A 2687-nucleotide genomic window follows, 5' to 3' on the forward strand; every position below is an offset into this window, starting at 1 on the left:
ATAGCCGCTCATGGCGGCGCCGGGCTGTTCCTCGACTACGGCCATCCGCGGCCCGGTGTCGGCGACACGCTACAGGCCTTGCGCCGGCACAATCACGAAGATGTGCTGGCCAATCCCGGCGAAGCCGACCTTACCTCCCATGTCGATTTCGCCGCCCTTGCAGCGACCGTGCGCGCGCACGGTCTCGGCGCCCACCTGTCGACGCAGGGCAATTTCCTGCTCGGCATGGGCATTCTGGAGCGTGCCGGCCAGTTGGGCGCCGATCACGACCAGGCGGCACGCGACAAGTTATCAGATGCCGTCGAGCGCCTCGCCGGCCCGCAAGCCATGGGTGAACTTTTCAAGGTCCTCGCCATCGTTCCGCGTGGCGTAGCCGTCAGGCCCTTCGCCACGGCGGATTGACTTTTCGTCGCTACCCCTCCCAATCTCCCGTCCGGTAAAAGACGGTCGGACCGCCGGCCGCTTTTCCTTGACGAAACCGCCCACACGGACAACAACGCCCGCATGCTGAATCAGACCAAACCGGATCCCGTTCGGTCGCCGCTGCTGGACCAGGCGCAGGCACAAGGCATCCGCCACGGCTACTTCACCCGCATCGGCGGCGTATCCACGGGCATCTACCGGGGCCTCAACATCGGCACCGGGTCGGATGACGACCAGGCGCTCGTCGCCGAGAACCGGGCGCGTGTCGCCGCCTGGATGGGCGTGCCCGCAAGCCATCTGCTGACCGCCTGGCAGGTCCATTCACCCGACGTCGTCATCGCCAGGGAACCCTTCGCCGGCGAGCGTCCCAAGGCCGATGCGATCGTCACCGACCGGCCGGGCATCGCCATCGGCGCCTCGACCGCCGATTGCGGCCCGGTTCTGTTCGCGGATGCCGGCGCGCGCATCATCGGCGCGGCGCATGCCGGGTGGAAAGGCGCTTTCACGGGCGTGCTCGAAAACACCGTTGCCGCCATGGAGAGCCTCGGCGCCCGTCGCGAAAACATCCTCGCCGTGCTTGGCCCTTCGATCAGCCCCGACAATTACGAAGTGGGGCCGGAATTCGTCGCCCGCTTCGTCGATGCCGACAGTGAAAATGCGCGATATTTCGTGCCCTCGGCACAGGCCGGCCATTCGATGTTCGACCTCAACCGCTATACGATCAACCGGCTGGCCAAGGCCGGCGTTACGGCCGAAGGCCTTGGCCGCTGCACCTATGCCGAGGAAGATCTGTTTTACTCCTACCGGCGCACCACGCACCGTAGGGAACCCGATTATGGCCGGCAGGTTTCGGCAATCGTTTTGGAGAAGGTATAATGGCGCTGCATTTTGAACGATCGGAATTCGACGCGCGGCGCGACCGGCTGATGATCGAGATGGCCGAGAAGAAGCTCGACGCCATCCTGCTGTTCGCGCAGGAAAGCATGTACTGGCTGACCGGCTACGACACGTTCGGCTTCTGCTTCTTCCAGTGCCTGGTGGTGAAGGCCGACGGTTCCATGGTGCTTCTGACCCGTTCGGCCGACCTGCGCCAGGCGCGCCAGACCTCGATCATCGACAACATCGTGCTGTGGACCGACCGCGACGGCGCCAATCCGGCCGTCGACCTGCGCAACCTGCTCAACGAACTCGACCTGCTCGGCGCCCGGATCGGCGTCGAATACGACACTCACGGTCTGACCGCCTATAATGGCCGCCGCCTGGACGAGCAGTTGCAGACCTTCGGCCAGATCGCCGATGCCTCCGGCATCGTCGGGCGGTTGCGCCTGTTCAAGAGCCCGGCCGAGATCGCCAAGGCGGAGAAGGCCGCCAATCTGTCCGACGACGCGCTGGACGCGGCGCTGCCGCTGATCAAGCAGGGCGGCGACGAGGCCCTGATCCTCGCCGCCATGCAGGGCGCGATCTTCGCCGGTGGCGGCGACTATCCGGCCAACGAGTTCATTATCGGCTCCGGCGTCGATGCGCTGCTGTGCCGCTACAAGGCCGGCCGCCGCAAGCTCACCAAGAACGACCAGTTGACGCTCGAATGGGCAGGCGTCTTCCATCACTACCATGCGCCGATGATGCGCACGGTGCTGACCGGAAAGGTCTCCAAGCGCCATCAGGAGCTGTTTGATGCGGCACGCGCCGCCCTTCTGGCCGTCGAAAAGGCGATGACGCCCGCAAACACCTTCGGCGACGTGTTCGACGCCCACGCCCGCACCATGGAGGCGCACGGCCTGACCAAGCATCGGCTGAACGCCTGCGGCTATTCGGTCGGGGCCCGCTTCACGCCGTCCTGGATGGATATGCCGATGTTCTACCAGGGCAATCCCGAACCGATCGCGCCGAACATGACGCTGTTTGCCCATATGATCATCATGGATTCCGAGACCGAGACGGCGATGACGCTTGGCCGCACCTACCTGACCACCGAATCCCAGCCGAAGCCGCTGTCCCGCCATGATCTCGACTTGATCGTGCAGTGAATCCATAATGGGAGGCGTTCTTCGCCAAGGAGTTAGAAGGCAAATGAGACGATCGCATGTGACGACCGTGTCATTGCTTGTGGCATTGGCTTTGGCTGCCTGCACCAACGCAAAGGACGTCCTCGAGCCTTCCGCCATCACTCCGCCGGCGGCTTCGACGCAGCCGGCAACGCAGGGCAGTTCGGCGGCCACCGTTCCCGCCCCGGCGCCATCTACTGCCGCGACGGCCACCACGAC

3 protein-coding genes and 1 pseudogene are annotated in these 2687 nt (G+C 64.8%); all 4 read left to right on the forward strand.

The annotated features are described in order from the left end of the window. The coding region (locus tag O7A61_RS31815; RefSeq protein WP_337133115.1) for an SAM-dependent methyltransferase at positions 1-402 on the forward strand (402 nt) is incomplete at its 5' end. Positions 403-504: 102 nt separating this feature from the next. Continuing rightward, entirely contained in the window at positions 505-1299 is a 795-nt protein-coding gene (pgeF, locus tag O7A61_RS31820) for a peptidoglycan editing factor PgeF (RefSeq protein WP_337133116.1), read from the forward strand. Beyond that, positions 1299-2450, forward strand: coding sequence for a M24 family metallopeptidase (locus tag O7A61_RS31825; RefSeq protein WP_337105830.1), 1152 nt, complete (start codon positions 1299-1301; stop codon positions 2448-2450). The genes pgeF and O7A61_RS31825 overlap by 1 nt, the downstream gene beginning before the upstream one ends. Before the next feature lie 43 nt (positions 2451-2493). Continuing rightward, a pseudogene (locus O7A61_RS31830) lies at positions 2494-2687 on the forward strand (hypothetical protein); the annotation flags it as partial.

The sequence above is a fragment of the Mesorhizobium sp. Cs1321R2N1 genome (assembly GCF_037179725.1).
In the GTDB taxonomy this organism is placed as follows: Bacteria; Pseudomonadota; Alphaproteobacteria; order Rhizobiales; family Rhizobiaceae; genus Mesorhizobium; species Mesorhizobium salmacidum.